Below are 26,933 nucleotides of genomic sequence, written 5' to 3'. Positions count from 1 at the left end.
CATCCGATGAGAGACATTGTCCGTTCCATGATGACAGGAGTCGCGGCGCTGCTGATGCTTGGCACTGCCCAAGCAGCCGATGGCGTCGATGCCATCAAGCAGCGCGGCACGTTGAACGTCGGCGTCAAGGCAGACTACAAGCCCTTCGGCTTCCGCGATCCCACGGGAAACGTGGTCGGCATCGAGCCGGATCTCGCCGCAGACATTGCCAAGCGCCTCGGCGTCAAGCTCGAGCTCGTTCCGGTCGCAGCGTCCAACAGAATCGAATTTCTTCAGCAGGGAAAGGTTGACCTGCTGATCGCGACCATGTCGGACAGGCCGGAACGCCGCCGCGTCGTTCAAGCCATCGAGCCTCTGTATTATTCCGACTACGTGAACATACTTCTCAACAAGAAGGCCGGCATCAAGGATTGGGCCGAGCTCAAGGGAAAGCCCGTATGTGCAACGTCGGGGGCCTGGTACAACAAGGACGTTGCCAAATCCTACGGCCCCGAGATTGTTGCGTTTGACGGATCGGAGAAGCCTCTGTTCGCCATGAAACAGGGCAATTGCATCGGCTATGTCTACGATCAGACCTTTCTGCAAGGCAAGTTGCTGGAGGACGAGTGGAAGACGGACTACGACTTGCCCCTGAAAGGTGTTCTGCCTTCACCGTGGATGATCGCCGTTGCGCTCGAGAATACCAGCCTTCAGAAGCTGCTCGAAGATACGACAAAGGACTGGATGAAGACGGGCTTCATCGTGGCAGCGGAAAAGAAGTGGGGCATTACGCCGACCGAGTATTCGCTCCTCATGCACGAGCAATACAAGGACAAATAGGCGTGTGAAGCGGAGCGCTGGATCCGTCTCGCGCTCCGAAAAGGTCAAGCCCATGCACTGATCCGAGGTGATTGCCTCAACAATTCGGTGTCGCGCAAGATGCAGGCAATCGGCAACTGGTTTCAGCGCCTCTATGAATCGACGGGGCTGAATTTCTCCGTATTCTACGATGCGTACGACTGGGATCGTTATCTCGGCGGACTGAAGATGACGCTGTTTCTGAGCGTCACGACCATCATGCTGAGCCTGGTCATTGGCGCGGCAGGCGCCTTGATGCAGGGTAGCCCGTCCAGATTGTTGCGGCTGGCCGTCAATGTTTTCGTCGTGGTCTTCCGCAACACGCCACCGCTGGTCCAGATCTTCTTTTTCTATTTCGGGCTCGGCACCATGCTTCCGGCCGTCGAGACGGCGGGCATGCGCGTTCCACTGCTGAGCAACGTTCAATGGGCCATCATTTCGCTGTCACTGTTTGCCGCCGCCTTCAACGTGGAGATCTTCCGGTCCGGCATCGAGGCCGTGCCGAGGACGACCGTGGAAGCCGCCGAGGCGCTGGGATACACACGCTTCAAGGCCTACATCCACATCGTTCTTCCGCTGGCCATTCGCGTCTGCCTTCCCGCACTGAACAACAACCTCGTCAACCTGCTCAAGACGACCACGCTTGCCTACGCGATCGCCGTTCCCGAGACGCTGTATGCGGTCAAGCAGATCTGGTCGGAATCACAGAACGTTTTCGAAATGATGGTCGTGTTGCTTGCGACCTATGGCATCCTCGTAGGTGTCCTCGTCTGGTTGATGCATCGCTGGGAACGGGCAATGCACATTCCGGGGTATGCACGATGAAGCCTGCCGAGCCAGTGCACAGGCTTGCCGTCCTTCTGCCGTATCGTCTCGCGCCGACCCGGATGTCCGTTCGGATCAGCCCGCTATCCGCCGCGATCCTCTGCTTCTGCGCCGTGATGGCTGCGTCCACGGCATGGGCGCAGACCGCACCGACGATGCTGTCCCCGCTTCAGGTCATCGTGAAATGGTCGCCGCTCCTGCTGCGAGGGTTCGCTTTCAACATCCTGATCTCCTTGCTCGCCATGCTGCTGGGCACCGTCGCCGGTCTCGGCCTGGGTCTGGCCCTGTTGTCACAGTGCCGGTTGCTCGCCACCGCGAGCTGGTTCGTGACTCAATTCTTCCGCAACGCGCCCTGGCTGGTGTTGCTGTTCTTCGTCATGTTTCTGGTGCCCTTCCAGATCACCATCTTCAACACGACCGTCCCTTTGCCGGACTGGATCAAGGCAACCGTGGGCTTCGCCCTGCCCGTCATGGCCAACGTCGCCGAGGTCGTACGCGGAGCCGTGCGGTCCGTTCCGTCGACACAATGGGAGGCGGCTGAATCGCTGTCATTCACCAGGCGCCAGACCATGTGGCTGATCATGCTGCCGCAATGCATCAAGCGAATGCTGCCGCCCTGGATGAACATCTATGCCCTTGTCGCGATGGCGACGGTGCTTGCATCGATCGTGGGCGTCTCGGAAATGCTGACGCTGACGGCGCAGGTGCATGCTGCCGAAGGCGGCAGACCGGAACTGTTCGCGCCGCTCTACGGTTTCGCACTGCTGTGCTTCTTTCTCTATTGTTATCCGATCAACCTCTGGACCGCTCGTCTTGAGCGTCGATTCCGCGTGCGCTGAGGAGCCAAGCATGGTCGCGACCTGGACTCCGGATCAGCCCATCGTTCAATGCGTCGAAGTCAGAAAGTCGTTCGGCGCTCTCGAGGTTCTGAAAGGCATCAGCCTGTCGGTGAAGAAGGGCGAGGTGATCTGCATCATCGGCCCATCGGGATCGGGTAAGTCCACGCTGATCCGCTGTATCAATGCCCTCCAGCCGATTTCGTCCGGCAGCATTCAAATCGAAGGCATCGAGGTCACCGATCCCAGGCTCGACAAGCTGGCGCTTCGGCGCAAGGTCGGAATGGTATTTCAGCAGTACAACCTGTTCCCGCACAAGACGGCGCTCCAGAACGTGATGATGGCGCCGATCCATGTTCTCGGCCAGAAACGTGCCGAGGTCGAAGCGCGCGCCCGAGCGCTGCTCGCCAAGGTGCGGCTCGCAGGAAAGGAGGACAGCTATCCTGGCGAACTCTCGGGCGGACAGCAGCAGCGCGTGGCCATCGCCCGTTCACTGGCGATGCGGCCGGACATCATGCTGTTCGACGAAGTCACGGCCGCCCTCGACCCGGAAACCGTCAAGGAGGTTCTGGTGACCATCCGAGAGCTTGCCGAGGATGGGATGACGTGCCTCCTCGTCACCCATGAAATGAACTTCGCTCGTGAGGTCGCCGATCACGTCTACTTCACCGATCGCGGTGTGATCGTCGAGCACGGGCCGCCGGAAACATTGTTTACGGCGGCCAAGGACGAGCGCACGCAGCGGTTTCTGTCGCAGGTCCTCTGAGCTGGCTGCGCGGATCCTGGGCGCATCGGCCTTGGCACGACCAACCGGATCCGGCGGTAGCCTACTTGCCCGCCGCCTTCCGCAGCGCCTCGTTGATGCGGTCCTGCCAGCCGGGGCCGCCCTCCTGGAAGAACTCCAGCACGTCCTGGTCGATGCGCAGCGTGACCTGCTCCTTGATCCCCGGCGCCACGTTCGGCTTCGGCGGCGCCACGGCGACCTTGGCGGTTACCTTCTTGAACGCCGCCTCGGCCTCCGACCGCGCATCGCCAAGCGTGCGCGGCCGCCTCGGTTGATCCGTCATGTCCTAGATTCCCTCAAACAGAGCCGTCGAAAGATACCGCTCGGAGAAGGACGGCACCACCGCCAGAATGGTTTTTCCCGCAGCTTCCGGCCGCTTGCCGATCTGGAGCGCGGCGGCAATCGCGGCGCCCGAGGAGATGCCGCCCGGAATGCCCTCGTGCCGCGCCAATGCGCGCGAGGTCTCGATCGCCGTGGTCGAGTTGATTTTGACGATCTCGTCGATCACTGAGCGGTCGAGGATATCAGGGACGAAGCCCGCGCCGATGCCCTGGATCTTGTGCGGCGTGTGCTGTCCCCCTGACAGCACCGGGCTCTCCTCCGGCTCGACCGCCACCACCCGCAACGAAGCCTTGCGCGGCTTGAGCACCTGGCCGACGCCGGTGATCGTGCCGCCGGTGCCGACCCCGGCGACGAAGACATCGATGTTACCGCCGGTGTCGTTCCAGATCTCCTCGGCGGTGGTGCGCCGGTGCACCTCGGGATTGGCGAGGTTCTTGAACTGCTGCGGCATCACCGAGTTCGGCGTCGTCTTCACAAGCTCCTCGGCGGTGGCGATCGCGCCCTTCATGCCTTGCGCGGCCGGCGTCAGCACCAGCTCGGCGCCGAGAAAGGCCAGCATCTTGCGCCGCTCGATCGACATGGATTCCGGCATCACCAGCTTGAGCCGGTACCCGCGCGAGGCGGCGACGAAGGCGAGTGCGATGCCGGTATTGCCGGAGGTCGGCTCGATCAGCACGGTATCCGGCTTGACGATCCCGGCCTTCTCCATGGCGATGATCATGGCCGCGCCGATGCGGTCCTTCACGCTCGCGGCCGGATTGAAATATTCAAGTTTTGCCAAAATCGTCGCGTTCACCCCGTGCATGCCCGGCAGCCGGCGCAATCGCACGATCGGCGTGTCGCCAAAAGCGTCGACAATCGAATCATAGATCCGGCCGCGGCCGGGTTGGTGCGTTGCACCCGCGGTGGACGATGCGTCCATGATGAACTCCCTGTGACGACAATTGGCGCGCTGATCGCAGCTCTTACGCAGTTAGAGACAGCTTGCGGCGACACGCAAGCAGCAATGCGGCACATGTTAAATACGCTGCATCGCAAAATCACGTGAGCTACAAATATCAGAAAACCAACGCTTTTGTGTTGCGTCCTCGTCAAGTGATTCTGCTTATGTTAGACTTACGTCTCAAAGCAGGGAGGTCACCACGATGTCAGCAGTTGCTGAAGTGTTGTCGACCGTCGCGCAGAATCGCGGTCCGCGTTGCAGCGAGTTGCCCACCTGTCCGGTCTGCGCCGACTCCATGGTCGCCGCCGAAGCATCCGCCTACGTCTCGGACCACATGATCAGCTATCTCTGGACCTGCGACAATTGCGGCTACGGCTTCGTGACCAAGCATGCCGTCAAGCAACGGATCGTGTGCAACTGACCCTCAGTCGCCCTGGCGCGGGGCGATGTCGCCCCTCGCCCAGTCCTCGCGCGTACGCTGATAGAACTCATCGAACGTCCCGTGTGCGATCGCGTCCCTGATGCCCTGCATCAGGGCCTGGTAGTAGGCGATATTGATCTCGGATAGCAGCATTGCCCCCAGCGTCTCGCCCGCCTTGACGAGATGATGCAGGTAGGCGCGCGCATAGCTGCGCGTCGACGGCCATGAGCTTTCCTCGTCGAGCGGACGCGGATCGTCCGCATGGCGCGCGTTGCGCAGATTCACCTGACCGAAGCGGGTGAAGGCAACGCCGTGCCGGCCGTTCCGCGTCGGCATCACGCAATCGAACATGTCGATGCCGCGCTTCACGGCTTCGAGGATGTCGTCGGGCGTGCCGACGCCCATCAGGTAGCGCGGTCGCTCTTTCGGCAGCATCGGTGCGGTCTCGTCGATCATCGCCAGCATCACCGCCTGCGGCTCGCCGACGGCGAGGCCGCCGATCGCATAGCCGTGGAAGCCGATCGCGACGAGCCCTTCCGCGCTCGCATGACGAAGCTGCGGCACGTCGCCGCCCTGCACGATGCCGAACAGCATGTAACCGTCCGGCGCGCTCTCGAAGGCGCGCTTGCTGCGCTCGGCCCAGCGCAGCGACAATTGCATCGCGCGCTCGATATCGGCGTGCTCGGCGGGCAGCCGCACGCATTCGTCCATCTGCATGGCGATGTCGGAGCCGAGGAAACGCTGCACCTCGATCGAGCGCTCCGGCGACAGCTCGACCTTGGCGCCGTCGATATGCGAACGGAAGGTGACGGCGTGCTCGCTGACCTTGCGCAAATCCGCCAGCGACATCACCTGGAAGCCGCCGGAATCCGTCAGCATCGGTCCGTTCCAGCCGGTGAACCGCTGCAAGCCGCCGAGCGCCGCGATCCGCTCGGCGCCGGGGCGCAGCATCAGATGATAGGTATTGCCGAGCACGATGTCGGCGCCGGCATCGCGCACCTCGCGCCAGTGCATGCCCTTCATGGCGCCGGCGGTGCCGACCGGCATGAAGGCCGGCGTCCGCACAACGCCATGCGGCGTGGTCAGGCGCCCGGTGCGCGCGGCGCCATCGGTGGCGAGCAGTTCGAAATGATTGGGAAGAGCTGCGTCAGGACGATTCATGGCGGTGCTTATTGCGTGTCGGACAAGGCCGATCAACCCGCAGGACCGCACTTCGGCCGGCCTGTGCCTCAGTCTGGGACACAAATGGCCCTCGATATCGTCTCCGCCACCTTGTTAAACAAAACGATACCGTATAGTTTTAGCGTGGGGGCTGGACGAGATGCCGCGGCGAGTTTGCCGGCGGCGGTAGATGTGTGATCGCCAGCCACCGACGATGCCTTTCCCTTCACATTCGACTGAAATGTCCGTGCCTTTACATGGCCGGGGCAGGCAGACAGGCGCCCGCCTGATCGGGTTCCTGGTCCTCGCCTGCAGCCTGGCGCTCGGCGCCTGCACCTCCCTGCCCCGCACGCCCTATACCGCCGCCGAGGCCAGCACGTCTCGCGTGCTCGATATCGATGGCCTGCGGCGCTACGCCGACGACCCCGTCACGAAGTTCAGCTTCGAGAAGGACAACGGCAACGCGGCGAAGTCCTATCTGGCGCTCTCCGGGGGCGGTGCGGACGGCGCCTATGGCGTCGGCGTGCTCAGCGGCTGGACCGCGGCCAGAACCCGTCCCACCTTCTCGGTCGTCTCGGGCGTGAGCACCGGCGGCCTGATCGCGCCCTTTGCGTTTCTCGGCTCGCAATATGACGACACGTTGAAGGAGGTCTACACCAGCGGCATCGCGGAGAGCCTCCTGAACGATCCCAGCATCATACGCGTGCTGTTCGGATCCGGCCTGTTCGGCAATACGCGCCTGCGCGAGCTCGTCGCCCGCTATGTCGGGCCGGAGATCATGGCGCAAGTCGCGCGCGAAAACGCCAGGGGCCGACGGCTGCTGATCGTGACGACCGACCTGGACACCCAGCGGACCGCGATCTGGAACATGGGCAAGATCGCGGAGGTCGGCACGCCCGAGGCGCTCAAACTGTTTCGCGACGTGATGGCGGCCTCCGCCAGCATTCCCCTGGTGTTTCCACCGATCATGATCGACGCCGAAGGCCAGGGACGCAGGTTTCAGGAGATGCACGTCGACGGCGGCGTGACCGCCCCGGTGCTGACGCTGCCGGAAGCCTTGCTGTTCCAGGGCAGCCGCCTGCCGGGCAGCGCGAGGATGGACATCTACATCCTCGTCAACAAGAAGATCGAACGCAACTTCGAGCTCGTGTCCAACAGCACTGTCGATGTCGCCTCGCGCAGCCTGTCGGCAATCACGCAGTCGCAGACCCGCTCGATCATCTTCTCGACCTATGATTTTGCCAGGCGCAACCACCTCGGCTTCCATCTCTCCTACATCGCGCGCGACTACCCCGCACCGCCCTCGGAAGGATTCGACACCGCCTATATGCGGGCGCTGTATCAGTATGGATATGAGAAGGCGGCCGCGGGCCAGGCCTGGACTTCGGCACTGCCATGAGACCCCGGTGGCGGAACGAGGTCGTATCGAGACCGTTGACGATACGGCCAATTCGGCCAGATTCGCGATGACGCCCCGGCTGCTGCGCGTTATAGAGCAATGACTGATGTCACGACCGCGCAGGAATCATCGGGCATGGGATTGACTGCGACCAGGACAAGACCGGCAGCAGCACGGCGCGAGGTGCCGAAATCGCGCGGCGGCCGGCCGACCAAGACCGCCGCGATCGAGCGCGATCAGCGGCTGATCGAGGTCGCCACCCGCCTGTTCCTGGATCGCGGCTTCGACGCCACCTCGCTCGATGCGGTTGCGGAAGCGGCGCGGGTGAGCAAGCCCACCGTCTATTCCCGTTACGGCGACAAGCGCGGCCTGTTTGCCGCCGTGCTGAGGCGCGAGATCGCGCGCTGGCTTGCGCCGCTGTCGGCGGCCGCCGAGACGCAGCTCAGCAGCGCCTCGGACATTTCCGTCGAGCAGCGGCTGGTCGAGATCGGGCGCGAGATGCTGAGCTTCACCTGCGGGCCAGATGCCGTCGCCTTCAGCCGCATGATGACGTCACAGGCCATCAACTTCCCCGATGTCGCCAAGCTCGGCATGGAGGAAGGCTGGCTCAAGGCCGTTGCCACGACGGCGCGCTTCTTCGACCATCTGGCGGCGCAAGGCGCGCTCGACGTCGACGACACCACCATCGCAGCGGAAGTGTTTCTCGACGTCGTCGTCGGTCACACCCACCGCATGGCGACGTTCGGAACGGCACTGGAGTTGAAGTCCGCGGAAAAGCGGATGCGTACCGCGATCAAGCTGTTCCTGGCGGGTGCGCTAGGTCCGGCCGACCGCGTCCAGGAAACTTCAAGAGACGCCGTCAAAGGCCCGCAACGGCGTCGTCCGTCCCGCTGACATTTGCGTGAACTTTACGATCTGCCCCCAGGATGGGACGTGGATCCAATTGACCAGAATAAAACGATACGGTATGGTTTTGTTATGCGGTTCGGACCCGTTTTTAACCAGCCCCAAAAGGGGTTTGTTCCGCTCTTACGATCGCAGCAGTGGGTACAGCCCGTTGCAACGTTCGGCGGCCGACCGTTGCCCATGGTCGGCCGCGCACTTCTGTTCAAGACGATCCAGGCCAACGGCCGATAAAACACGGCTCTCAGCATGGAGATTATCAAAGTGCCCGCTCTCAAAGGCTGGAAGCAGACATTCGCGATCGCCCTCTCCGGGTTGCTCATTGCAGCGCCGGCGCGGGCAGTCGTCTCGGCGGGCGGAACACCCACCGCCCTTCACAGCGAGACAGATGGCGACGCCGAGGCCGACCGCCAAGCGGTCAGCCGCGAGATCGAACGCTTTCGCGGCTCGTCGATCTCGATCAGCCAGGCCATGGCCATCGCAGAGTCCCGCCATGCCGGCGCCACGACGGCGGACGTGAGTTTTGACGGCGCCTCCGGCGTGCCGGTCTACCGGGTGAAGACCCTGCACAAGGACCGGATCTGGCGCCACACCATCAATGCCGCGACCGGCGAGCTCGTCGGCGGCGAAGCCGCCCTCCCCCTCGCCGAACTCGACCACGAAGACCGCGACAATCTCGCAGCGCTTGGTACGATCAGGCACCGCCTTGCCGACGCCGTGCGCGTCGCCGAGCACGCGGCCTCAGGCAAGGCGATCAGCGGCGGCCTCGTGCGCGAACGCGGCCGGCTCAATTTCGCGATCGTCGTGATCAGCGGCGACGACCTCAAGGAGGTCATCCTCGAGCCGCCGGGCGCCCGGACGAAGTAGACACGGCGCCCGGCCGACGGTCACAATCCCGCCGAAAAGCCATTGACGAACGCAAGACTCTCCCGCATAAGTCGCCGCCATGTTCACGACCACCAAACGCACGACCAAAACCACCACGGCCTTCGGGGCCCGGGGAGGCGTGCGCGCGTAGTCGTCGACTGAAACGCATCAGCTCTACCGAAGCCCCGCCCTCTGGTCCGGGGCTTTTTTGTTGTCTGGATTTCAACGCAATGGAGGACAAAGTGAGTAACGATCCCGTCGTCGCGATTGTCGGCGTCACCGGTGCGGTGGGCGCCGAATTCATCGCCACCATGGACAAGCGTGGTTTCCGCGTCGGCAAGCTCAAGGCGCTGGCAAGCGCCCGCTCGGCCGGCAAGACGGTGTCGTTCCGCGGCCAAAACGTCGTCATCGAGGAACTGACCGAACGCGCCTTCGAGGGCGTCGATATCGCCCTGTTCTCCGCCGGCGGCAGCATCTCGAAGAAGTTCGCGCCAGTTGCGGTCAAGGCCGGCGCGGTCGTGGTCGACAACTCCTCCGCCTTCCGGATGGATCCGAACGTGCCGCTGGTGATCCCCGAGATCAACGCCAACCGCATCCGCGACCACAAGGGCATCATCGCCAACCCGAACTGCGCTGCAATCACCGCGCTGGTCCCGCTCTGGCCGATCCATCAGAAGAACCGCATCAAGCGCGTCATCATCTCGACCTATCAGGCGGCCTCCGGCGCCGGCGCGGCCGCGATGGAGGAGCTCGTCGAGTCCACCCGCGCCAATCTCAACGGGCAGGTCTATACGCCCAAGGTGATGCCGCACCCCTACGCCTTCAATCTCTTCAACCACAACACCGCGATCGACCCCGAGACCGGCTACAACGACGAAGAGACCAAGGTCATCAAGGAAACCCGCAAGATCTTCGAGGACGAGAAGATTGCCATCGGCGTCACCTGCGTCCGCGTGCCGGTGCTGCGCGCCCATTGCGAGGCCATCACGTTCGAATGCGAAAAGCCGATCACCGAGGACCAGGTCCGCGCCATCATGGCCCAGGCGCCCGGCGTGAAGGTGATCGACGACCGCGCCAAGAACTACTTCCCGATGCCGATCGACGCCTCGGGCCAGGACGATGTCCTGGTCGGCCGCATCCGCAAGGACCTCAGCGATCCCAGTGGGCATTCAATCTCGATGTTCGTGGCGGCGGATCAGCTGCTCAAGGGTGCCGCGCTGAACGCGGTGCAGATTGCCGAGCTCCTGCCGCAGCGGGTGATGGCGTAAGCCGACCGGTCGTAGGGTGGGCAAAGCGAAGCGTGCCCACCAATCGACCTGAAGTATGCGGACAGATGGTGGGCACGGCGCTACGCGCCTTTGCCCACCCTACGGCTCTGCCCGAAACAGCAAGCACGCATCGCCGTACGAATAGAATCGATAGCCCTGCGCGATCGCATGCGCATAGGCCTGCTTCATCGTCTCGAGCCCTGAGAATGCCGACACCAGCATGAACAGCGTCGACTTCGGCAAGTGGAAATTGGTCAGCAGAATATCGACGGCGCGGAAGCGATAGCCGGGGGTGATGAAGATCGACGTCTCGGCCGCAAACGGCTGGATGGTGCCGTCCTCGCTTGCTGCGCTTTCAAGCAGCCGCAGCGACGTGGTGCCGACCGCGATGATGCGCCCGCCGTTCTTCCGCGCCATGTTCAGCCGCTCCGCCGTCTCGGCCGAGACCGTGCCCCACTCGGCATGCATCTTGTGGCCTGCGGTGTCGTCCACCTTCACCGGCAGGAACGTCCCTGCCCCGACATGCAGCGTCACGCGGTTGAGGCCGACGCCGCGCTCACGCAGCGCCTGCTCCAGCGCGGGCGTGAAATGCAGCCCTGCTGTGGGCGCGGCAACAGCGCCTTCGTTGGCCGCGAACATCGTCTGGTAGTCGGCGCGGTCCTGATCGTCGGGCGTGCGCTTGGAGGCGATATAGGGCGGCAGGGGCGGGCTGCCGAGATCGGCGATCGCCTGGTCCAGCGCGGGGCCATGGAACGAGAACGACAGCGTCACCTCGCCTTCGCTGCCCTTGGCCTCGACCTCTGCGTCGAGATGGCCGAGCAGGCAGACCTTGCCCTCGTTGCCGAAGCGGATGCGATCGCCGGCAATGAGCTTCTTGGCGGGCTTCACCAGCGCCTGCCAGCGCGAGCCGTCGAGCCGCTTGATCAGCGTCGCCTCGATCTTCGGCTCGGTCTCGCGGCCGATACGGCGGCCCTTGAGCTGCGCCGCGATGACCTTGGTGTCGTTGACGACGAGCTGGTCGCCGCGCTTCAGCCATTGTGGCAGCTCGGAAATGATCTGGTCGCGCAACGCGCCATGCTCCACGACCAGCATCTTCGCGGAGTCGCGCGGGCTTGCCGGGCGCAACGCGATGCGCTCGGCGGGCAGGTCGAAATCGAAGAGGTCGGTGCGCATGGGAATAACGGTGGGCAGTCTTCTTCGGCTTGGCCATCAATGTAGCACGACAGGACCTGGACGGCCGGCATGCATCAACCGGGAAAGTCCGTGCGGACGAACGTCGATGATTCCGCCCCGCGTTCGAAGGCCGAGAACGCGGGCTCATCCAGAAACGGGATGATGTCGGGATCGTAGTTGGCGATCGTGTTCACATCGTAGATCTCGAAATTATTCGGATCGTCGGCGAAGTCCTGGCTCTCCTCACCTGAAAAGAAGCGCCAACCGCTGTCGGACGCATTGTCGGCCGGCTCCCGGTACATGAAGCCGACACGCTTACCGGCGACGGTAATTCGATCGGAGGCAAGACACGCCCCCTTTCCCGGGGCCAGCGGTCTTATGTCCTGAGCATCGATCGCAAAGCGCTTTGGCATCGAGCAGGACCTCCGTAAACCAGTCGCCATCGACTCGCATGGCTGACGCCAAGTTCGCACTCGGCGTCGAGCCAGGAATTTCGCTCGTTCCCGCCTTGTGGCTGAGGTCGAGACTCTGGTCTACGTTGAGGTACAAAGACCCGATCAGGTGTCCGCAGCCATCCGCGCCTTGACGATCTTGTCCGGATTCTGCACCGGCTCGCCGCGCTTGATCTTGTCGACGTTCTCCATGCCCTCGGTGACCTTGCCCCACACCGTGTACTGGTTGTCGAGGAAGCGGGCGTCGTCGAAGCAGATGAAGAACTGGCTGTCGCCGGAATCCGGGCTCGCGGCGCGCGCCATCGAGGTGGTGCCGCGCACATGCGGCTCCTTGTTGAACTCGGCCTTCAGCTTCTTGCCGGAGCCGCCGGTACCGGTGCCGTGCGGGCAGCCGGTCTGTGCCATGAAGCCCTCGATCACGCGGTGGAACACGATGCCGTCGTAGAAGCCTTCGCGGACCAGCTCCTTGATGCGCGCGACATGGCCGGGCGCGAGGTCGGGCCGCATCTCGATGGTGACGGGGCCCTGCGTGGTCTCGAGGATCAATGTGTTTTCGGTGACACTCATGCTGGTCTCTCTTGCGTTGGAGGTGAAGTCTTGCGGTTGCGGAACTGGATCGCGAATGGACGCCCTGCGGCGGCGCCGGCCATTGCATCGGTAAATGGCATCGGCGTGCAGCGTTGCAACGCCTCCATCACCGCGATCCGGTATTGCAGCCGGTCATTGTCGGAGGCCTCCGCGGATTCATAGGTAATCCTCGGATGGCCCAGAATGTTTCCGGTCCGGTTAAAGCTCACGACGACGGTGATGTCGATAGGGCGAGCCTTGGCGGGCGGCGGCGGCTTCCAGCAGGTGCGCAGATGCCGGAAGATGTCCTGGATGGTGTTGACCTGCGCGTCCTCGGCGGCCGCGCCGGAGATGCCGAGAAACAGCACCGCGGCAGCCAGCAGAAGCCTGTTGCCGCAGCGCGCCATCGCCCCGTCCTCTTATTTGATGTCGGAGGCGACCTGCACCTTCACCATCTTGTCGGGATCGGTGACGGTGCCGCTGCTTGATCCGGGCGGCGCCTTCTTTAGCTTGTCGACGACGTCCATGCCCTGCACGACCTCGCCGACCACGGTGTACTGGTTGTCGAGGCTGCCGCCGTCGGCGAACATGATGAAGAACTGCGAGTTGGCGGTGTCGACGCTGTCGCCGCGCCGGGCCATGCCGACGATGCCGCGTGCGAAGTGCACCTTGGAGAATTCCTGCTTCAGGTTCGGGTATTTCGAGCCGCCGGTGCCGTTGAAGTTCTGGCCGTCGCCGGTCTGCGCCATGAAGCCATCCATCACGCGATGGAACGGCACGTTGTTGTAATAGCCCTCGCGCGCGAGCTGCTTGAGGCGCTCGGCGTGCTGGGGCGCAAGGTCGGTCCTGAGCTTGATGACGATGCGGCCCTTGGTGGTGTCGATGACGAGCGCGTTGGCCTTGTCGAGGTTCGCCGGTAGTTGCTGCGCCACCGCCGGGACGCCGCTGAAGAGCGCGGCAAAGATCGTGGCAAGAATTGCGAGACGACGGATCATGAAAACTCCGGATCAGGTGAGATGAAGAGGTGCGCCGTTATCCGGCGAATTTGGCCTTGAGCAGACTTGCGACCAGCGGCGGCACGAAGGTCGAAATATCTCCGCCCATGGCGGCGATCTGGCGCACCAGTGTGCCGGTAATTGGGCGGACCGCCGGAGAAGCCGGCAGAAAGACGGTTTGCACGTCGGGCGCCATAGCGCCGTTCATCCCGGCGAGCTGCATCTCGTAGTCGAGGTCGGTGCCATCGCGCAGCCCCCGAATCATGACAGTCGCGCCGTGCCTGCGCGCCGCGGTGACCGCGAGATCGTCATAGGTCACGGCCTCGAGCGTGCAGCCGACTTGGGCCGCGACCGGCCCGCAGACGTCATGGAGCATCTTGAGCCGCTCCTCGGTTGAGAACAGCGGCTTCTTGCCGGGATGGACGCCGATCGCGACCACCAGCCGATCGCACAGGGAGACACTGTTCCGGACCACGTCCAGATGGCCGTTGGTGATGGGGTCGAAGGAACCTGGGTAGAAGGCAATGCGCGGCATGGCCCCGTCCTACCGCGCCCGGCCCGGCCCGGCAAGCCGGGCTGGTTCCATGTCCGTTTCCCTGCCGTTCCCGGCCGTTTCCCGAAAAATGTCCCGCCTGCCGCGTCGGCGACGGCCGCTTTGTTTCGTCCTCGGAGCGGCCACGAAACAAAACGGAGCGCGAACGAAACCATTTCCCGCGTCCGCGAAGACGTCCGGAAACTGGCCATGGTTACTAATCCGGCCAACAAATGACGGGCCGCATACTGGGCGTAGCGGCCGCATCACAGGGGACTATCAATGATCAAGGCTCTTTCAGCGATCGCGATCTCTGCGTGTGTTGCCGCCGCCCTCACCCTCCTGCCCGGCTTTGCCCCGACCGTCGAGGCCAGCGTGCCGCAGCCGCTCGCCAAGGCCGATCGGCTCGATATCCGCTCCATCGGCCGCGATTGCTCGCAGCAGTCCTGGCCGAATTTCGAAGCGTCCTGCCTCCGCCGTGCCGGCACCAAGGCTGACGTTCGCGTGGTTCGCCTCGTGACGGCCGACCGCACCCCGTAGTCCGGTCTGTCAGTTTCGCGTCAGGTAAGCCTCCAGGATCGGAGCTCAAGATCGAGCCCAAGATCGACGACAAGATAAACCCCATGGATATTTGCGACGTCTCGTCGCAGACTGCGTGATGCTCGCGCCCGTCGGAATGGCCCGCCGGGCGCGATCCCATCAGGGGGTCGCCATTGTCCAGTACGCCCGCAGTCGCTTCCGGCCATCATCCTGATCCACTGCCGCTTGCCATGACCATGGGCGCCCTCGGGGTGGTCTATGGCGATATCGGCACCAGCCCTCTCTATGCCCTGAAGGAAGCCGCCAAGGCGGCTGCCCGTGGGGCTACCCTCGCTCCCGATGCTGTCCTGGGGATTGCATCGCTCATCCTCTGGGCGCTGCTGCTGATCATCTCGCTGAAATATGCGCTTTTGATCCTGCGCGCGGACAACCGCGGCGAGGGCGGCATCGTCGCCCTGCTGGCCCTGCTCCACGCCCGCAACGCCCAACCCGGCACTTGGCGCGCGCATCTTCTGGTGGTCGGCCTCGTCGGCGCCGCCCTGCTCTATGGCGACGGCGCGATCACGCCGGCGATCTCGGTGCTATCAGCCATCGAAGGCCTCAAGGTCGACGCGCCCTCGCTTGCTCCTGCCGTCGTGCCCGTCACCGTCGTCATCCTGATCGGCCTGTTCATGATGCAGAAGCAGGGCACCGGCTTCATCGGCCGCATCTTCGGACCGGTGATGCTGGCCTGGTTCGGCGTGCTCGCCGCGCTCGGCATCCACGGCATCGTCAAGGCGCCGGCGGTGCTGGCGGCGCTGAGCCCGCTCTATGCCTTCGACTTCCTGATCCACCAGGATTTCCATGTCTCCTTCGGCATCCTGGGCGCCGCCTTCCTCGCCGTGACCGGCGGCGAGGCCATGTACGCCGACATGGGACATTTCGGCCGTTTCCCGATCCGGCTGGCCTGGTTCGCCATCTGCCTGCCCGCGTTGGTGCTGAACTACTTCGGCCAGGCCGCGCTCCTGATCACCGATCCCTCCATGATCGAGAACCCGTTCTTCCAGCTCTGCCCAGACGCGTTGCATTACCCGCTGGTCGCCTTCTCCGCGGTCGCGACCGTGATCGCGTCGCAGGCCATCATCTCCGGCGTGTTCTCGCTAACGCAGCAGTCGATCCAGCTCGGCTTCCTGCCGCGGATGCAGATCCGCCACACCACCAGCCACGCGATCGGCCAGATCTACGTGCCGCTGGTGAACTGGCTGCTCGCGGCCGGAACGCTCGGCGCCGTGCTCTCCTTCGGCACCTCCGATGCGCTGGCCGGCGCCTACGGCATCGCGGTGTCACTGTTGATGGCGATCACCACGCTGCTCGCAGCCCTGGTCGCGATCCAGTGGGGCTATTCGCCGTGGCTCGTGGTTGCCGTGAACGGCTTCTTCTTCGTGATCGACGTGATCTTCTTCTCGGCCAATTCGATCAAGCTGTTCGAGGGTGGCTGGTTTCCGCTGCTGCTCGCGGCCCTCGTCGCGTTCCTGATGCTGACCTGGCGCGCCGGCGTGAAGCTGGTCGAGGCCGCGCGCGGAAAACTTCGCCAGCCCGAGGAGGATTTGATCGAGACCGCGGTCAACAAGTGCAGCGCCAGGCTGCCCGGCACGGCGGTGTTCCTGGCATCCGCAGCGAGGGGCGTGCCGCTGGCGCTGACCCAGTTCGTCAATCACAACCACGTGCTGCATGAACGTATCGTCCTCGTCACCGTCCTGATCGAGGAATCGCCGCATATCACCGACGAGGACCGCACCGAGGTGATCGAGATCATCCCGGGCATCACCCGGGTGGTCCTGCATTACGGCTTCATGCAGAACCCGACGATCTATGACGGGCTGACGCTCGCCTGCCGCCAGGGCAAGCTGCCCGGCATCGACCTCTCCGACATCACCTATTACGTCGGCCGCGAGACCATCATCCCGCGCGAGGACGTCCCGGGCATGTGGGTCTGGCGCGAAACCGTGTTCGCCTTCCTGCAACGCAACGCCGAACGCTCGGCCGCGTTCTTCGGCGTGCCGACCAAGCAGGTGGTGGAGTTCGGCACGGAGCTGGAGATCTAGGGAAGTTCGTAGCCCGGATGGAGCGCAAGCGTAATCCGGGATTCTTGCCAGGCGCACAGAGGTCCCGGATTTCACTGCGCTCCATCCGGGCTACGGGTACAAACCTGGTCCCGGATTGTGCCGTCGGTCGGCGCTTCACACCGACCTCCTGCTCCATCCGGGCTACGCGTTACTCCCCGTTCGCCCCATTCCCGCTCTCAGCCTCTTCCGTAATGTGCTCGACCGAGACGACATGCTCGTCCTCGGCCGTGTCGAACACGATCACGCCCTGCGTCGAGCGGCCGGCGATGCGGATGCCTTCGACCGGGCAGCGGATCAGCTGGCCCTTGTCGGTGACCAGCATGATTTGATCAGCGTCCTCCACGGGGAAGGACGCAACCAGGTTGCCGTTGCGGTTGTTGACGCTCATGGCGACGATGCCTTTGCCGCCGCGGCCCGTGGTGCGGTACTCGTAGGACGAGGTCCGCTTGCCATAGCCGTTGACGGAGACGGTGAGCACGACCTGCTCGGCCGCCGACATCTCGACATAACGCTCCTGGGCGAGCTGGAAGCTGCCGGAGGTCTCCTCGGCCTCGGCGTCCACCGCCGGCTCCTCGGCCGTGGCTTCGCCGGCCACCGCACGGCGCATCTTCAGGTAGGCCGAGCGTTCGTCCGAGGAGGTCTCGACATGGCGCAGGATCGCCAGCGAAATCACCTTGTCGCCCTCGCCAAGCGCAATGCCGCGCACGCCCATCGAGGTACGCCCGGTGAACACGCGCACGTCGGTGACGGGGAAGCGGATGCACTGGCCGCCGGCGCCGGTCAGCAGCACGTCGTCGCGCTCGGTGCAGATCTGCACGTCGACGATCGACTCGTTCTCGTCGAGCTTCATCGCGATGATGCCGGAGCGGCGGACGTCGACGAAGTCGGACAGCTTGTTGCGCCGGACGTTGCCGCCCGTCGTCGCGAACATCACGTCGAGGTTGCCCCAGGTCGATTCGTCCTCGGGCAGCGGCATGATGGTGGTGATGCGCTCGCCCTGCTCCAGCGGCAGGATGTTGATCAGCGCCTTGCCGCGCGCGTTCGGTGCCGCCATCGGCAGGCGCCAGACCTTTTCCTTGTAGACCTGGCCGCGTGACGAGAAGAACAGCACCGGCGTGTGTGTCGAGGCCACGAACAGCCGGCTGACGAAATCCTCGTCGCGGGTCTGCATGCCGGCGCGGCCCTTGCCGCCGCGGCGCTGCGCCCGGTAGGCCGACAGCGGCACCCGCTTGACATAGCCGGCGTGCGAGACGGTGACGACCATGTCCTCGCGCTGGATCAGGTCCTCGTCCTCGACCTCGCCTTCCTGCTCGATGATCACGGTCCGGCGCGGGGTGGCGAACTCGGCCTTCACCTCGGCGAGCTCGGTCTTGATGATGCCCAGCACGCGCTCGCGCGAGCGCAGGATGTCGAGATAATCGGCGATCTCGCCGGCGAGCTTGTCGAGCTCGTCGCGGATTTCGTCACGGCCGAGTGCCGTGAGGCGTTGCAGGCGCAGGTCGAGAATGGCCCTCGCCTGTTCCATCGACAGCCGGATCGTGCCGTCGGCGCTGATGCGGTGACGCGGATCGTCGATCAGCGTCAGCATGTCCTCGACGTCCCGGGCCGGCCAGTCGCGCGACATCAGGGTGTCGCGGGCGGTGGTCGGATCGGGCGAGGTCCGGATGACGCGGATCATCTCGTCGATATTGGCGACCGCGATCGCGAGACCAACCAGGATATGGGCGCGATCGCGCGCCTTGGCGAGCAGGAACTTGGTGCGTCGCGTGACGACCCGCTCACGGAAGTCGACGAAGATGGCCAGCAGGTCCTTCAGATGCATGATCCGCGGACGGCCGCTGTCGAGCGCCACCATGTTGACGCCGAAGCTCGTCTGCAGCGGCGTAAATCTGTAGAGCTGATTCAGCACCACATCCGCCACGGCGTCGCGTTTCAATTCGATGACGACGCGGTACCCGTCGCGGTCGGATTCATCGCGCAGGTCGCCGATGCCCTCGATCTTCTTTTCCTTGACCAGCTCGGCGATGCGCTCGACCATCGTCGCCTTGTTCACCTGGTAGGGGATCTCGGTGATGATGAGCGCCTCGCGCTCCTTGCGGATGGTCTCGATCGCGACCTTGCCGCGCATGACGATCGAGCCGCGGCCGAGGTGGTAGGCGGCGCGGATGCCCGCGCGTCCGAGAATGACGCCGCCGGTCGGGAAATCCGGTCCCGGCACGATGTTGATGAGCTCGTCGATGGTGAGCGCAGGGTTGTCGATCAGCGCGACGCAGGCGTCGATGACCTCGCCGAGATTGTGCGGCGGGATGTTGGTCGCCATGCCGACCGCGATGCCGCCCGCGCCGTTGACGAGAAGGTTCGGGAACTTGGCCGGCAAGACCGATGGTTCGGTCTCGTTGTTGTCGTAGTTCGGCTGGAAGTCGACGGTGTCCTTGTCGATGTCGGCCAGCAGAGCCAGCGCCGCCTTCGTCAGGCGCGCTTCGGTGTATCGATAGGCGGCCGGGGGATCGCCGTCGACCGAGCCGAAATTGCCCTGGCCGTCGATCAACGGCACGCGCATCGAGAAGTCCTGCGCCATGCGGACCATGGCGTCGTAGATCGACTGGTCGCCGTGCGGATGATACTTACCGATGACGTCGCCGACCACGCGGGCGGACTTGACGTACTTCTTGTCGGGTGTGTGCCCCTGCTCGTTCATCGAGTACAGGATGCGGCGATGCACCGGCTTCAGACCGTCGCGCGCATCGGGCAGCGCCCGCGCCACGATCACGCTCATGGCGTAGTCGAGATAGGACTTCTTCATCTCCTCGAAGATGGAGACGGGGCGAATATCCGAGGGTTGCGCCGGCTGGTCGCCGGGCTTGTCGTCGTCGTCAGCCAAGGGGAAATCCGGTGAGGTTTTATCTGGGAATCATATAGCGCATCGAGCCCCTGATAACCACCCTTGCGGGGGTAAAGGGAAGCGCTTTTTCCGACTGTTTTTCCAGAGACTTACGCCCTCTCCGGCACCGCCCTGGGCGGGGCCCGGACGAGCCGCCCGAAACCGCCCGTTACGCCCCGAAAATCACGTGGTGCATGATGCGCCCCGGCAGCAACGTGAACAGGCCCGCCACCACCAGCGCGCCGGCGAAGATGAAGATCATCATGCGCCGGTGATCGGCCACGCGATGGGTGTGCGCCCGCCATACCGCGAGCGGCAGCACCACCAGCGTGAAGATCGACAGGACATGGATCGGGCTGAACGGTCCGACCAGGCGGATCTGGTGGATCCAGAACGAGGAGGCGGCCACGACCGCCATCAGCACCACCCAGATCCAGCCGATCGTCCGGTGCGGCACCGTGCCTTTGGGAGCCGCGAACTGGACGAGGCCGAGCACCAGGGCGGCCATCGCGGCAAAGGCATGCAGCGGGATCGCTGGAGCAGCCTGAAGCAGCGGCGCGAGGCTCATGCGGGGCTTCCTCCGATCGACAGGCGGTCCATGTGAATGGGATTAACATCAAGTTAATACCATTCACATGCTGCCCGGTCAAAGGCTTGAAGCAGCACATGAGGCAAGCCCGGAAAAACCGAGCTTTACGAGCCGATTGATAAGAAATCCTGTCGCTTTACGCGAGCAAGACGACATTCGGGGCGAAGCGCCCGCCCACCCTCAGAACGGGATGTCGTCGTCCATGTCGCTGTTGCGGCCACCGCCACCGGCAGCAACGGCGCGGCGCGGCGCACTGCTGACGGGACCGGAGGAGCCGAAATCGCCGCCCGGCTCCTCGCCGAAGCTGCCGCCTCCTCCGCCGCCACGGCCGTCGAGCATCGTGAGCGTCGAGTTGAAGCCCTGGAGCACGACTTCGGTGGAGTACTTCTCAACGCCGCTCTGGTCGGTCCATTTGCGCGTCTGGAGCGCGCCCTCGATATAAACCTTAGCGCCCTTCTTCAGGTACTGCTCGGCGACCTTGCAGAGGCCTTCATTGAAGATCACGACGCGATGCCACTCGGTCTTTTCCTTGCGCTCGCCGCTGTTCTTGTCGCGCCAGGTCTCCGAGGTCGCGATGCTCAAATTCGCGATCGGCCGCCCGTCCTGGGTGCGGCGGATTTCAGGATCCTTGCCGAGATTTCCAACCAGAATGACTTTGTTGACGCTTCCCGCCATCGCCGCTCTCCACTCCGAATGCCGCTGAATTCATAAGGCCCGACCGCGCCCCGCGGTCCTCTGCAACCTGTTGAGGCGACCCTATACGCTTGCGCGGACCGATCAGCCCATCAGCCCTCAGGTTATCCCCATATATAGCATCGGCCACCGGTCTGTTCCAGATTTGTTCCTGCTCGTGCGCGTGCGAAATGTTTGGGCCGGACGGTACCTGCGTGCTGCCCAAATAGTTTGCGCTGGATGGAACCATAGTTTGCGCTGGATGGAACTTTTCCGGGTTCCCGTAAACGTCCAAAAGCACTTAACATTCATCAAGTTACACACGTTGCAGTTGCCTTGCGACTGTTGCATTTCGGCGACGGACTCTGCCTCCCGCTTAAGCTACGTTTGCCTTGGATTTAAGTTCATATGGGCGTCGCGCCTGATTGGCCGCTTCGGGGAATTTCAAGAAGCGGATCGAAACTGGGGAGACTGCAATGAATAAGATTTTGATTGGTGCAATCGGTGCAATGGCGTTGAGCCTGGCGGCTCCCGCAAGCGCGGCGGATCTCGCTGCACGCCCCTATACCAAGGCTCCCCCGCCGATGGTCGCCGCCATCTACGACTGGAGCGGCTTCTACATCGGCATCAACGGTGGTGGCGGTTCGGCCCACAAGTGCTGGGACGTCGATTTGGGCGGCGGCATTTTCGCCGGCGAAGGCTGCCACAACGCGATCGGTGGCACAGTCGGTGGCCAGATCGGCTATCGCTGGCAGTCGGCGAACTGGGTGTTCGGCGTTGAAGGCCAGGGCAACTGGGCCGACTTCTCCGGCGACAACATCAGCGCCGTGACCGGCCTTCGCGATCGTTCACAGATCAACGCCTTCGGCCTGATCACCGGTCAGATCGGCTATGCCTGGAACAACGTGCTGGTCTACGTGAAAGGCGGCGGCGCCGTCGTCAGCGATCGCTACCGCAGCTACGACCTTGCGACCGGCCTCGAAGTTGACCGCGCCAACGAGACGCGTTGGGGCGGTACCGTGGGTGCGGGTGTCGAGGTCGGATTCGCGCCGAACTGGACCGTCGGGTTCGAGTACGACCATATCTTCATGGGCAACCGCAGCCTCAACTTCTCCGGCTCCGGCAATTTCGCGATCGCCCCGCTCGGTGCCTTCACACGCTCTGATCGCATCAGCCAGGACGTCGATATCGGCTTGATCCGCGTGAACTATCGCTGGGGTGGCCCGATCATCGCGAAGTACTGATATCTCGTTGATATCACTGAAGATTGAAGGCCGGCCCAGTGCCGGCTTTTTTTGTGCGACGGCAGGTCAATGACCGTTACGTTTTGCGACTGTTGTGGCTTTTGAGAGACACAACTTGCAGCTTTGTTGGTGTAAGCACGACATCAGTTGGACCGCAGCGTCCGATGCCCTTCCCCATCGTGGAAGGCACAACAGAAACTGGGACTGGGATTAGGTTGAAAATGAAGAAGGTTTTGTTGGCTTCGGCCTGTTTGTTCGCTCTTGCCGCCCCCGCGTCGGCTGCCGATCTTGCGGCTCGCCCGTACACGAAGGCTCCGGTGGCTGTGGCCTCGGTCTACAACTGGACCGGGTTCTACATCGGTATCGTTGGCGGCGGCGCCTGGGAAAACGCTTCGGGCGACCCGAAGATGAAGGGTGGCTTCGTCGGCGGCACCGCCGGCTACAACTGGCAGACCGGCAACGTCGTGTTCGGTGTCGAGGCCGATGGCGCCTGGGCTGACGTCAGCGCTACGGCGACCGGCGCCTCTGTCGTCCCCGGCTTCGGCGTTGTGACCGCAACCGCGACCTCGAAGACCGATGCGATGGGCACCGTGCGCGGCCGCATCGGCTACGCCGTCGACAACGTCCTGTTCTACGGCACCGGCGGCTACGCCTGGATCGACAACAAGATCAGCCTCTCCGCTCTCGGCGTGACCGCGTCGGACAGCAAGTGGCACTCCGGCTGGACCGTCGGTGCGGGCGTCGAAGCGTTCTTCGCGCCGCAGTGGTCGGTCAAGGGCGAGTACCTCTATCGCAGCCTCGGCGGCGAGACCTACTTCTCGGGCGCCCTCCCCACCGGCACGCTCAACTTCCACACCGTGCAGGTCGGCGTGAACTATCACTTCGGAGGCCCGGTGGTCGCGAAGTACTAAGCTTCGCCACCGACGTCACATCGTCACGAAAGGCCGGCCTCGCGCCGGCCTTTTTGTTTTAGCGGGTAACGTTCAGCGCAGTTCCGCACACCCTGCTGCTGCCAGATGCCGCCAGCACGCCAACAATCCGTTGACGATTCGCAACTCGCACTGGAAATCCGTCGCTGTTCTTCCTACGTTCGCTGACAACCCCATCGGCGCCGATCCCGGTTCCGGGCAAAGCGCGCCTTCACCCTTGGCGCGGTTGCGCGTCTTTGGGATTCCCTAGGGACCACCGGGATGGATGAAGTGATCAAGGCGAAGCGCCAACAACAGAACGCGGGCTCCAGCCTGCGCGCAATTACGATCCGTGGCGCGCGCGAGCACAACCTCAAGAACATCGACGTCGAGATTCCCCGCGACAAGCTCGTGGTGTTCACCGGCCTCTCCGGCTCCGGAAAATCCTCGCTCGCCTTCGACACCATCTATGCCGAGGGCCAGCGCCGCTACGTCGAATCGCTGTCGGCCTATGCACGCCAGTTCCTGGAGATGATGCAGAAGCCCGACGTGGACCAGATCGACGGCCTCTCGCCGGCGATCTCGATCGAGCAGAAGACGACCTCGAAGAATCCGCGCTCCACCGTCGGCACCGTCACCGAGATCTACGACTACATGCGCCTCTTGTGGGCGCGCGTCGGCGTGCCCTATTCGCCGGCCACCGGCCTGCCGATCGAGAGCCAGACCGTCTCGCAGATGGTCGACCGCGTGCTGGCGCTGCCCGAGGGCACGCGCCTGTACCTGCTCGCCCCCGTCGTGCGTGGCCGCAAGGGCGAGTACCGCAAGGAGCTCGCCGAATGGCTCAAGAAGGGCTTTCAGCGCGTCAAGATCGACGGCACCTTCCACGAGCTCGCGGAAGCGCCGACGCTGGACAAGAAGTTTCCGCACGACATCGACGTCGTCGTCGACCGCATCGTGGTGCGCGCCGACATCGGCCAGCGTCTCGCCGAAAGCTTTGAGACCGCGCTGAAGCTCGCCGAGGGCCTTGCCGTCGTCGAATTCGCCGATGCGCCCGCGGCGGCGCCGGCCGAGGAAAAGAAGAAGACCGCAAAGATCCACGACAAGAGCGGGCCCGAGCGCATGCTGTTCTCGGAAAAGTTCGCCTGCCCGGTGTCCGGCTTCACCATCCCCGAGATCGAGCCGCGCCTGTTCTCGTTCAACAATCCCTACGGCGCGTGTCCTGCCTGCGGCGGCCTTGGCGTCGAGCAGCATGTCGACGAGGATCTCGTCATCCCCGACAAGGAGCTCGCCATCGGCAAGGGCGCGATCGCGCCCTGGGCCAAATCGTCGTCACCCTATTACGTGCAGACGCTGACGGCGCTCGGCAAGCACTACAAGTTCACGCTGACCACCAAATGGAAGGATCTGCCCAAGAAGACGAGAGACGCGATCCTCCATGGCTCGGGCGAGGACGAGATCAAGTTCTCCTATGAGGACGGGGTGCGCTCCTACGACACCAAGAAGCCGTTCGAAGGGGTCATCACCAACATCAACCGCCGCTACCGCGAGACCGAGAGCGAGTGGGCGCGCGAGGAGCTGGCGAAATATTTCCACGACGTGCCCTGCGGCGCCTGCAACGGCTTTCGGCTCAAGCCCGAGGCGCTCTGCGTCAAGGTCGGCACCAAGCATATCGGCGAGATCTCCGAGCTGTCGGTCAAGAAGGCCGGCGAATGGTTCGAGACCGTGCCGGAGGCGCTGAACAAGCAGCAGAACGAGATCGCCGGCCGCATCCTCAAGGAGATCCGCGAGCGCCTCACCTTCCTGCTCGACGTCGGCCTCAACTACCTCACCCTCTCCCGCTCCTCCGGCACGCTGTCGGGCGGTGAGAGCCAGCGCATCCGCCTGGCCTCGCAGATCGGCTCGGGGCTGACCGGCGTGCTCTACGTGCTGGACGAGCCCTCGATCGGCCTGCACCAGCGCGACAACGCGCGCCTGCTCGACACCCTCAAGCGCCTGCGCGACCTCGGCAACACCGTGGTCGTGGTCGAGCATGACGAGGACGCCATTCGCCTCGCCGACTACGTGCTCGACATCGGCCCCGGCGCCGGCATGCATGGCGGCCACATCGTCGCCGAAGGCACGCCTGCCGAGATCATGCGCAATCCGAAATCGCTGACCGGAAAGTACCTGACCGGCGAGCTCGAGGTCGAGGTGCCGGAGCGGCGTCCGCCGAACCATCGCCGCACCATCAAGGTGGTCAACGCGCGCGGCAATAACCTCAAGAACGTCACCGCCGAGATTCCGCTCGGCCTGTTCACCTGCGTCACCGGCGTGTCAGGCGGCGGCAAGTCGACGCTGCTGATCGACACGCTCTACCGCGCCATCGCCCGCAAGCTGAACAATGCCAGCGAGGGCGCCGCGCCGCACGACCGCATCGAGGGCCTCGAGCACATCGACAAGATCATCGACATCGACCAGTCGCCGATCGGCCGTACCCCGCGCTCGAACCCCGCGACCTACACCGGTGCCTTCACGCCGATCCGCGAATGGTTTGCCGGCCTGCCGGAGGCGAAGGCGCGCGGCTACGAGCCCGGCCGCTTCTCCTTCAACGTCAAGGGCGGCCGCTGCGAGGCCTGCCAGGGCGACGGCGTCATCAAGATCGAGATGCACTTCCTGCCCGACGTCTACGTCACCTGCGACGTCTGCAAGGGCAAGCGCTACAACCGCGAGACGCTCGAAGTCCTGTTCAAGGGCAAGTCTATCGCCGACGTGCTCGACATGACCGTCGAGGAAGCCGCCGACTTCTTCAAGGCGGTGCCGCGCGTGCGCGAGACGTTCCAGACCCTGCACCGCGTCGGCCTCGACTACATCCATGTCGGCCAGCAGGCCACCACGCTCTCGGGCGGCGAAGCCCAGCGCGTCAAGCTCGCCAAGGAGCTGTCCAAGCGCGCCACCGGCCGCACGCTCTACATCCTGGACGAGCCCACCACCGGCCTACACTTCCACGACGTCAAGAAGCTGCTGGAAGTGCTGCACGAGCTGGTCGCGCAGGGCAACACGGTCGTCGTCATCGAGCACAATCTCGAAGTCATCAAGACCGCGGACTGGGTCATCGACCTCGGCCCCGAAGGCGGCGACGGCGGCGGCGAAATCGTCGCCTGGGGCCCGCCGGAAGACATCGCGAAGGCGCCGCGGAGCTACACGGGCAAGTTCCTGGAGCCGGTGCTGAAGAAGGCAAGGAAGCCGAAGCGCGGGAGGACGAGCGAGGCGGCGGAGTAGGTCTGGCAACCGCCTCTCGCGGTGGCGGACCGGCGCACGATCGGGATAAAGGCAGCCCTGCTTCAATCCCTTGGAAGCGATTGACGCGGCGCAACGGTGACCGCAGCTGGACGAACAACGTGCGGCTTTGGCTTTGGCTTCGGTAGCGGCTCCGCGGTCAATTTGGCGGCTGAGCTTGTGGTCGCAGCGCGAGTGGTCTGCACCGAGTTCGAAGTGCGTTCGGATCCCGACTGAGTGCGACGCGCCTTTGGTTCGGCGCGAGGCTGCGCGGGTATCACAATTGGCGCGACGGAAGGCCGGTCCTCTTGCTTGTATTGCTCCAGGCGACGACGCGTTTCGATCCGGTCCTGGGTTGTCTCAATGCGGCCCTCACGGTCCTGGCTATAAACTGTCCCAGGGCAAGTCCCGACGATGCAGCCGACTGCGACGAC

General features: G+C 64.0%; 26 protein-coding genes. 14 read left to right on the top strand and 12 right to left on the bottom strand.

Annotation, left to right across the window (positions count from 1 at the left end; all coding sequences use genetic code 11):
• Positions 1-6 precede the first annotated feature (6 nt).
• The 4 genes from A3M7_RS0126605 (at position 7) to A3M7_RS0126590 (ending at position 3,264) form a co-directional block, all read left to right on the top strand.
• Positions 7-819 (top strand): transporter substrate-binding domain-containing protein, encoded by an 813-nt coding sequence (locus A3M7_RS0126605; RefSeq protein WP_027546659.1) that lies wholly within the window; start codon positions 7-9, stop codon positions 817-819.
• Positions 820-918: 99 nt separating this feature from the next.
• Positions 919-1,662: an amino acid ABC transporter permease gene (locus tag A3M7_RS0126600; RefSeq protein WP_027546658.1), complete on the top strand. Its 744-nt coding sequence runs from the start codon at positions 919-921 to the stop codon at positions 1,660-1,662.
• Complete coding sequence (locus A3M7_RS0126595; RefSeq protein WP_027546657.1) at positions 1,659-2,501, top strand: amino acid ABC transporter permease; 843 nt, start codon at positions 1,659-1,661, stop codon at positions 2,499-2,501. The genes A3M7_RS0126600 and A3M7_RS0126595 overlap by 4 nt, the downstream gene beginning before the upstream one ends.
• A gap of 10 nt (positions 2,502-2,511) precedes the next feature.
• A complete protein-coding gene (locus A3M7_RS0126590) occupies positions 2,512-3,264 on the top strand; it encodes an amino acid ABC transporter ATP-binding protein (protein ID WP_027546656.1) in 753 nt (250 codons plus the stop codon).
• A gap of 61 nt (positions 3,265-3,325) precedes the next feature.
• On the opposite strand, the gene A3M7_RS0126585 is transcribed toward A3M7_RS0126590, so the two are convergent.
• On the bottom strand, positions 3,326-3,565 hold the full coding sequence (locus tag A3M7_RS0126585) for a BrnA antitoxin family protein (protein ID WP_027546655.1): 240 nt from the start codon (positions 3,563-3,565) through the stop codon (positions 3,326-3,328).
• Positions 3,566-3,568: 3 nt separating this feature from the next.
• Positions 3,569-4,546, bottom strand: coding sequence for a cysteine synthase A (gene cysK, locus A3M7_RS0126580; protein WP_027546654.1), 978 nt, complete (start codon positions 4,544-4,546; stop codon positions 3,569-3,571).
• Positions 4,547-4,769: 223 nt separating this feature from the next.
• Between cysK and A3M7_RS0126575 the strand changes: the two genes are divergently transcribed.
• A complete protein-coding gene (locus tag A3M7_RS0126575) occupies positions 4,770-4,988 on the top strand; it encodes a hypothetical protein (RefSeq protein ID WP_027546653.1) in 219 nt (72 codons plus the stop codon).
• A gap of 3 nt (positions 4,989-4,991) precedes the next feature.
• On the opposite strand, the gene tgt is transcribed toward A3M7_RS0126575, so the two are convergent.
• On the bottom strand, positions 4,992-6,149 hold the full coding sequence (gene tgt, locus A3M7_RS0126570; RefSeq protein ID WP_027546652.1) for a tRNA guanosine(34) transglycosylase Tgt: 1,158 nt from the start codon (positions 6,147-6,149) through the stop codon (positions 4,992-4,994).
• 241 nt (positions 6,150-6,390) lie between these two features.
• On the opposite strand from tgt, the gene A3M7_RS0126565 reads away from it, so the two are divergent.
• From A3M7_RS0126565 to A3M7_RS0126550, 4 genes are all read left to right on the top strand, one after another.
• Positions 6,391-7,548, top strand: coding sequence for a patatin-like phospholipase family protein (locus A3M7_RS0126565; RefSeq protein ID WP_049823696.1), 1,158 nt, complete (start codon positions 6,391-6,393; stop codon positions 7,546-7,548).
• 135 nt (positions 7,549-7,683) lie between these two features.
• Positions 7,684-8,442, top strand: coding sequence for a TetR/AcrR family transcriptional regulator (locus tag A3M7_RS0126560; RefSeq protein ID WP_027546650.1), 759 nt, complete (start codon positions 7,684-7,686; stop codon positions 8,440-8,442).
• A gap of 273 nt (positions 8,443-8,715) precedes the next feature.
• A complete protein-coding gene (locus A3M7_RS0126555; protein ID WP_027546649.1) occupies positions 8,716-9,318 on the top strand; it encodes a PepSY domain-containing protein in 603 nt (200 codons plus the stop codon).
• A 230-nt stretch (positions 9,319-9,548) separates the two neighbouring features.
• The gene (locus A3M7_RS0126550) at positions 9,549-10,586 is read left to right on the top strand and encodes an aspartate-semialdehyde dehydrogenase (protein WP_027546648.1); all 1,038 of its coding nucleotides are present in this window, start codon (positions 9,549-9,551) and stop codon (positions 10,584-10,586) included.
• A 99-nt stretch (positions 10,587-10,685) separates the two neighbouring features.
• Here A3M7_RS0126550 and queA read toward each other — a convergent pair whose 3' ends face one another.
• The 6 genes from queA to coaD all read right to left on the bottom strand — a co-directional run bounded on the left by queA (position 10,686) and on the right by coaD (position 14,308).
• Positions 10,686-11,759 (bottom strand): tRNA preQ1(34) S-adenosylmethionine ribosyltransferase-isomerase QueA, encoded by a 1,074-nt coding sequence (gene queA, locus A3M7_RS0126545; RefSeq protein ID WP_027546647.1) that lies wholly within the window; start codon positions 11,757-11,759, stop codon positions 10,686-10,688.
• A gap of 74 nt (positions 11,760-11,833) precedes the next feature.
• Positions 11,834-12,172: a DUF2185 domain-containing protein gene (locus tag A3M7_RS0126540; RefSeq protein ID WP_027546646.1), complete on the bottom strand. Its 339-nt coding sequence runs from the start codon at positions 12,170-12,172 to the stop codon at positions 11,834-11,836.
• Positions 12,173-12,316: 144 nt separating this feature from the next.
• A complete protein-coding gene (locus A3M7_RS0126535) occupies positions 12,317-12,778 on the bottom strand; it encodes a peptidylprolyl isomerase (RefSeq protein WP_027546645.1) in 462 nt (153 codons plus the stop codon).
• Entirely contained in the window at positions 12,775-13,185 is a 411-nt protein-coding gene (locus A3M7_RS0126530; RefSeq protein WP_027546644.1) for a hypothetical protein, read from the bottom strand. The genes A3M7_RS0126535 and A3M7_RS0126530 overlap by 4 nt, the downstream gene beginning before the upstream one ends.
• A gap of 12 nt (positions 13,186-13,197) precedes the next feature.
• Entirely contained in the window at positions 13,198-13,773 is a 576-nt protein-coding gene (locus A3M7_RS0126525; protein WP_027546643.1) for a peptidylprolyl isomerase, read from the bottom strand.
• A 37-nt stretch (positions 13,774-13,810) separates the two neighbouring features.
• On the bottom strand, positions 13,811-14,308 hold the full coding sequence (gene coaD, locus A3M7_RS0126520) for a pantetheine-phosphate adenylyltransferase (protein ID WP_027546642.1): 498 nt from the start codon (positions 14,306-14,308) through the stop codon (positions 13,811-13,813).
• 279 nt (positions 14,309-14,587) lie between these two features.
• On the opposite strand from coaD, the gene A3M7_RS0126515 reads away from it, so the two are divergent.
• Together A3M7_RS0126515 and A3M7_RS0126510 are read left to right on the top strand one after the other, a co-directional pair.
• The gene (locus A3M7_RS0126515; protein WP_027546641.1) at positions 14,588-14,845 is read left to right on the top strand and encodes a hypothetical protein; all 258 of its coding nucleotides are present in this window, start codon (positions 14,588-14,590) and stop codon (positions 14,843-14,845) included.
• 230 nt (positions 14,846-15,075) lie between these two features.
• Positions 15,076-16,929, top strand: a complete 1,854-nt coding sequence (locus A3M7_RS0126510; protein WP_027546640.1) for a potassium transporter Kup — start codon at positions 15,076-15,078, stop codon at positions 16,927-16,929.
• A 169-nt stretch (positions 16,930-17,098) separates the two neighbouring features.
• On the opposite strand, the gene gyrA is transcribed toward A3M7_RS0126510, so the two are convergent.
• From gyrA to A3M7_RS0126495, 3 genes are all read right to left on the bottom strand, one after another.
• A complete protein-coding gene (gyrA, locus tag A3M7_RS0126505; protein WP_027546639.1) occupies positions 17,099-19,831 on the bottom strand; it encodes a DNA gyrase subunit A in 2,733 nt (910 codons plus the stop codon).
• A 169-nt stretch (positions 19,832-20,000) separates the two neighbouring features.
• Complete coding sequence (locus A3M7_RS0126500) at positions 20,001-20,399, bottom strand: DUF2306 domain-containing protein (protein ID WP_027546638.1); 399 nt, start codon at positions 20,397-20,399, stop codon at positions 20,001-20,003.
• Between the two features lie 201 nt (positions 20,400-20,600).
• Complete coding sequence (locus A3M7_RS0126495) at positions 20,601-21,095, bottom strand: single-stranded DNA-binding protein (protein ID WP_011087466.1); 495 nt, start codon at positions 21,093-21,095, stop codon at positions 20,601-20,603.
• A gap of 473 nt (positions 21,096-21,568) precedes the next feature.
• On the opposite strand from A3M7_RS0126495, the gene A3M7_RS0126490 reads away from it, so the two are divergent.
• From A3M7_RS0126490 to uvrA, 3 genes are all read left to right on the top strand, one after another.
• Positions 21,569-22,336 (top strand): outer membrane protein, encoded by a 768-nt coding sequence (locus tag A3M7_RS0126490; protein WP_027546637.1) that lies wholly within the window; start codon positions 21,569-21,571, stop codon positions 22,334-22,336.
• 221 nt (positions 22,337-22,557) lie between these two features.
• Entirely contained in the window at positions 22,558-23,247 is a 690-nt protein-coding gene (locus A3M7_RS0126485; protein ID WP_027546636.1) for an outer membrane protein, read from the top strand.
• 279 nt (positions 23,248-23,526) lie between these two features.
• On the top strand, positions 23,527-26,502 hold the full coding sequence (uvrA, locus tag A3M7_RS0126480; RefSeq protein ID WP_027546635.1) for an excinuclease ABC subunit UvrA: 2,976 nt from the start codon (positions 23,527-23,529) through the stop codon (positions 26,500-26,502).
• Positions 26,503-26,933 lie beyond the last annotated feature (431 nt).

The organism is Bradyrhizobium sp. WSM2254 (assembly GCF_000472645.1).
GTDB lineage: Bacteria > Pseudomonadota > Alphaproteobacteria > Rhizobiales > Xanthobacteraceae > Bradyrhizobium > Bradyrhizobium niftali.
This window is presented reverse-complemented; position numbering and strand designations above follow the sequence as displayed.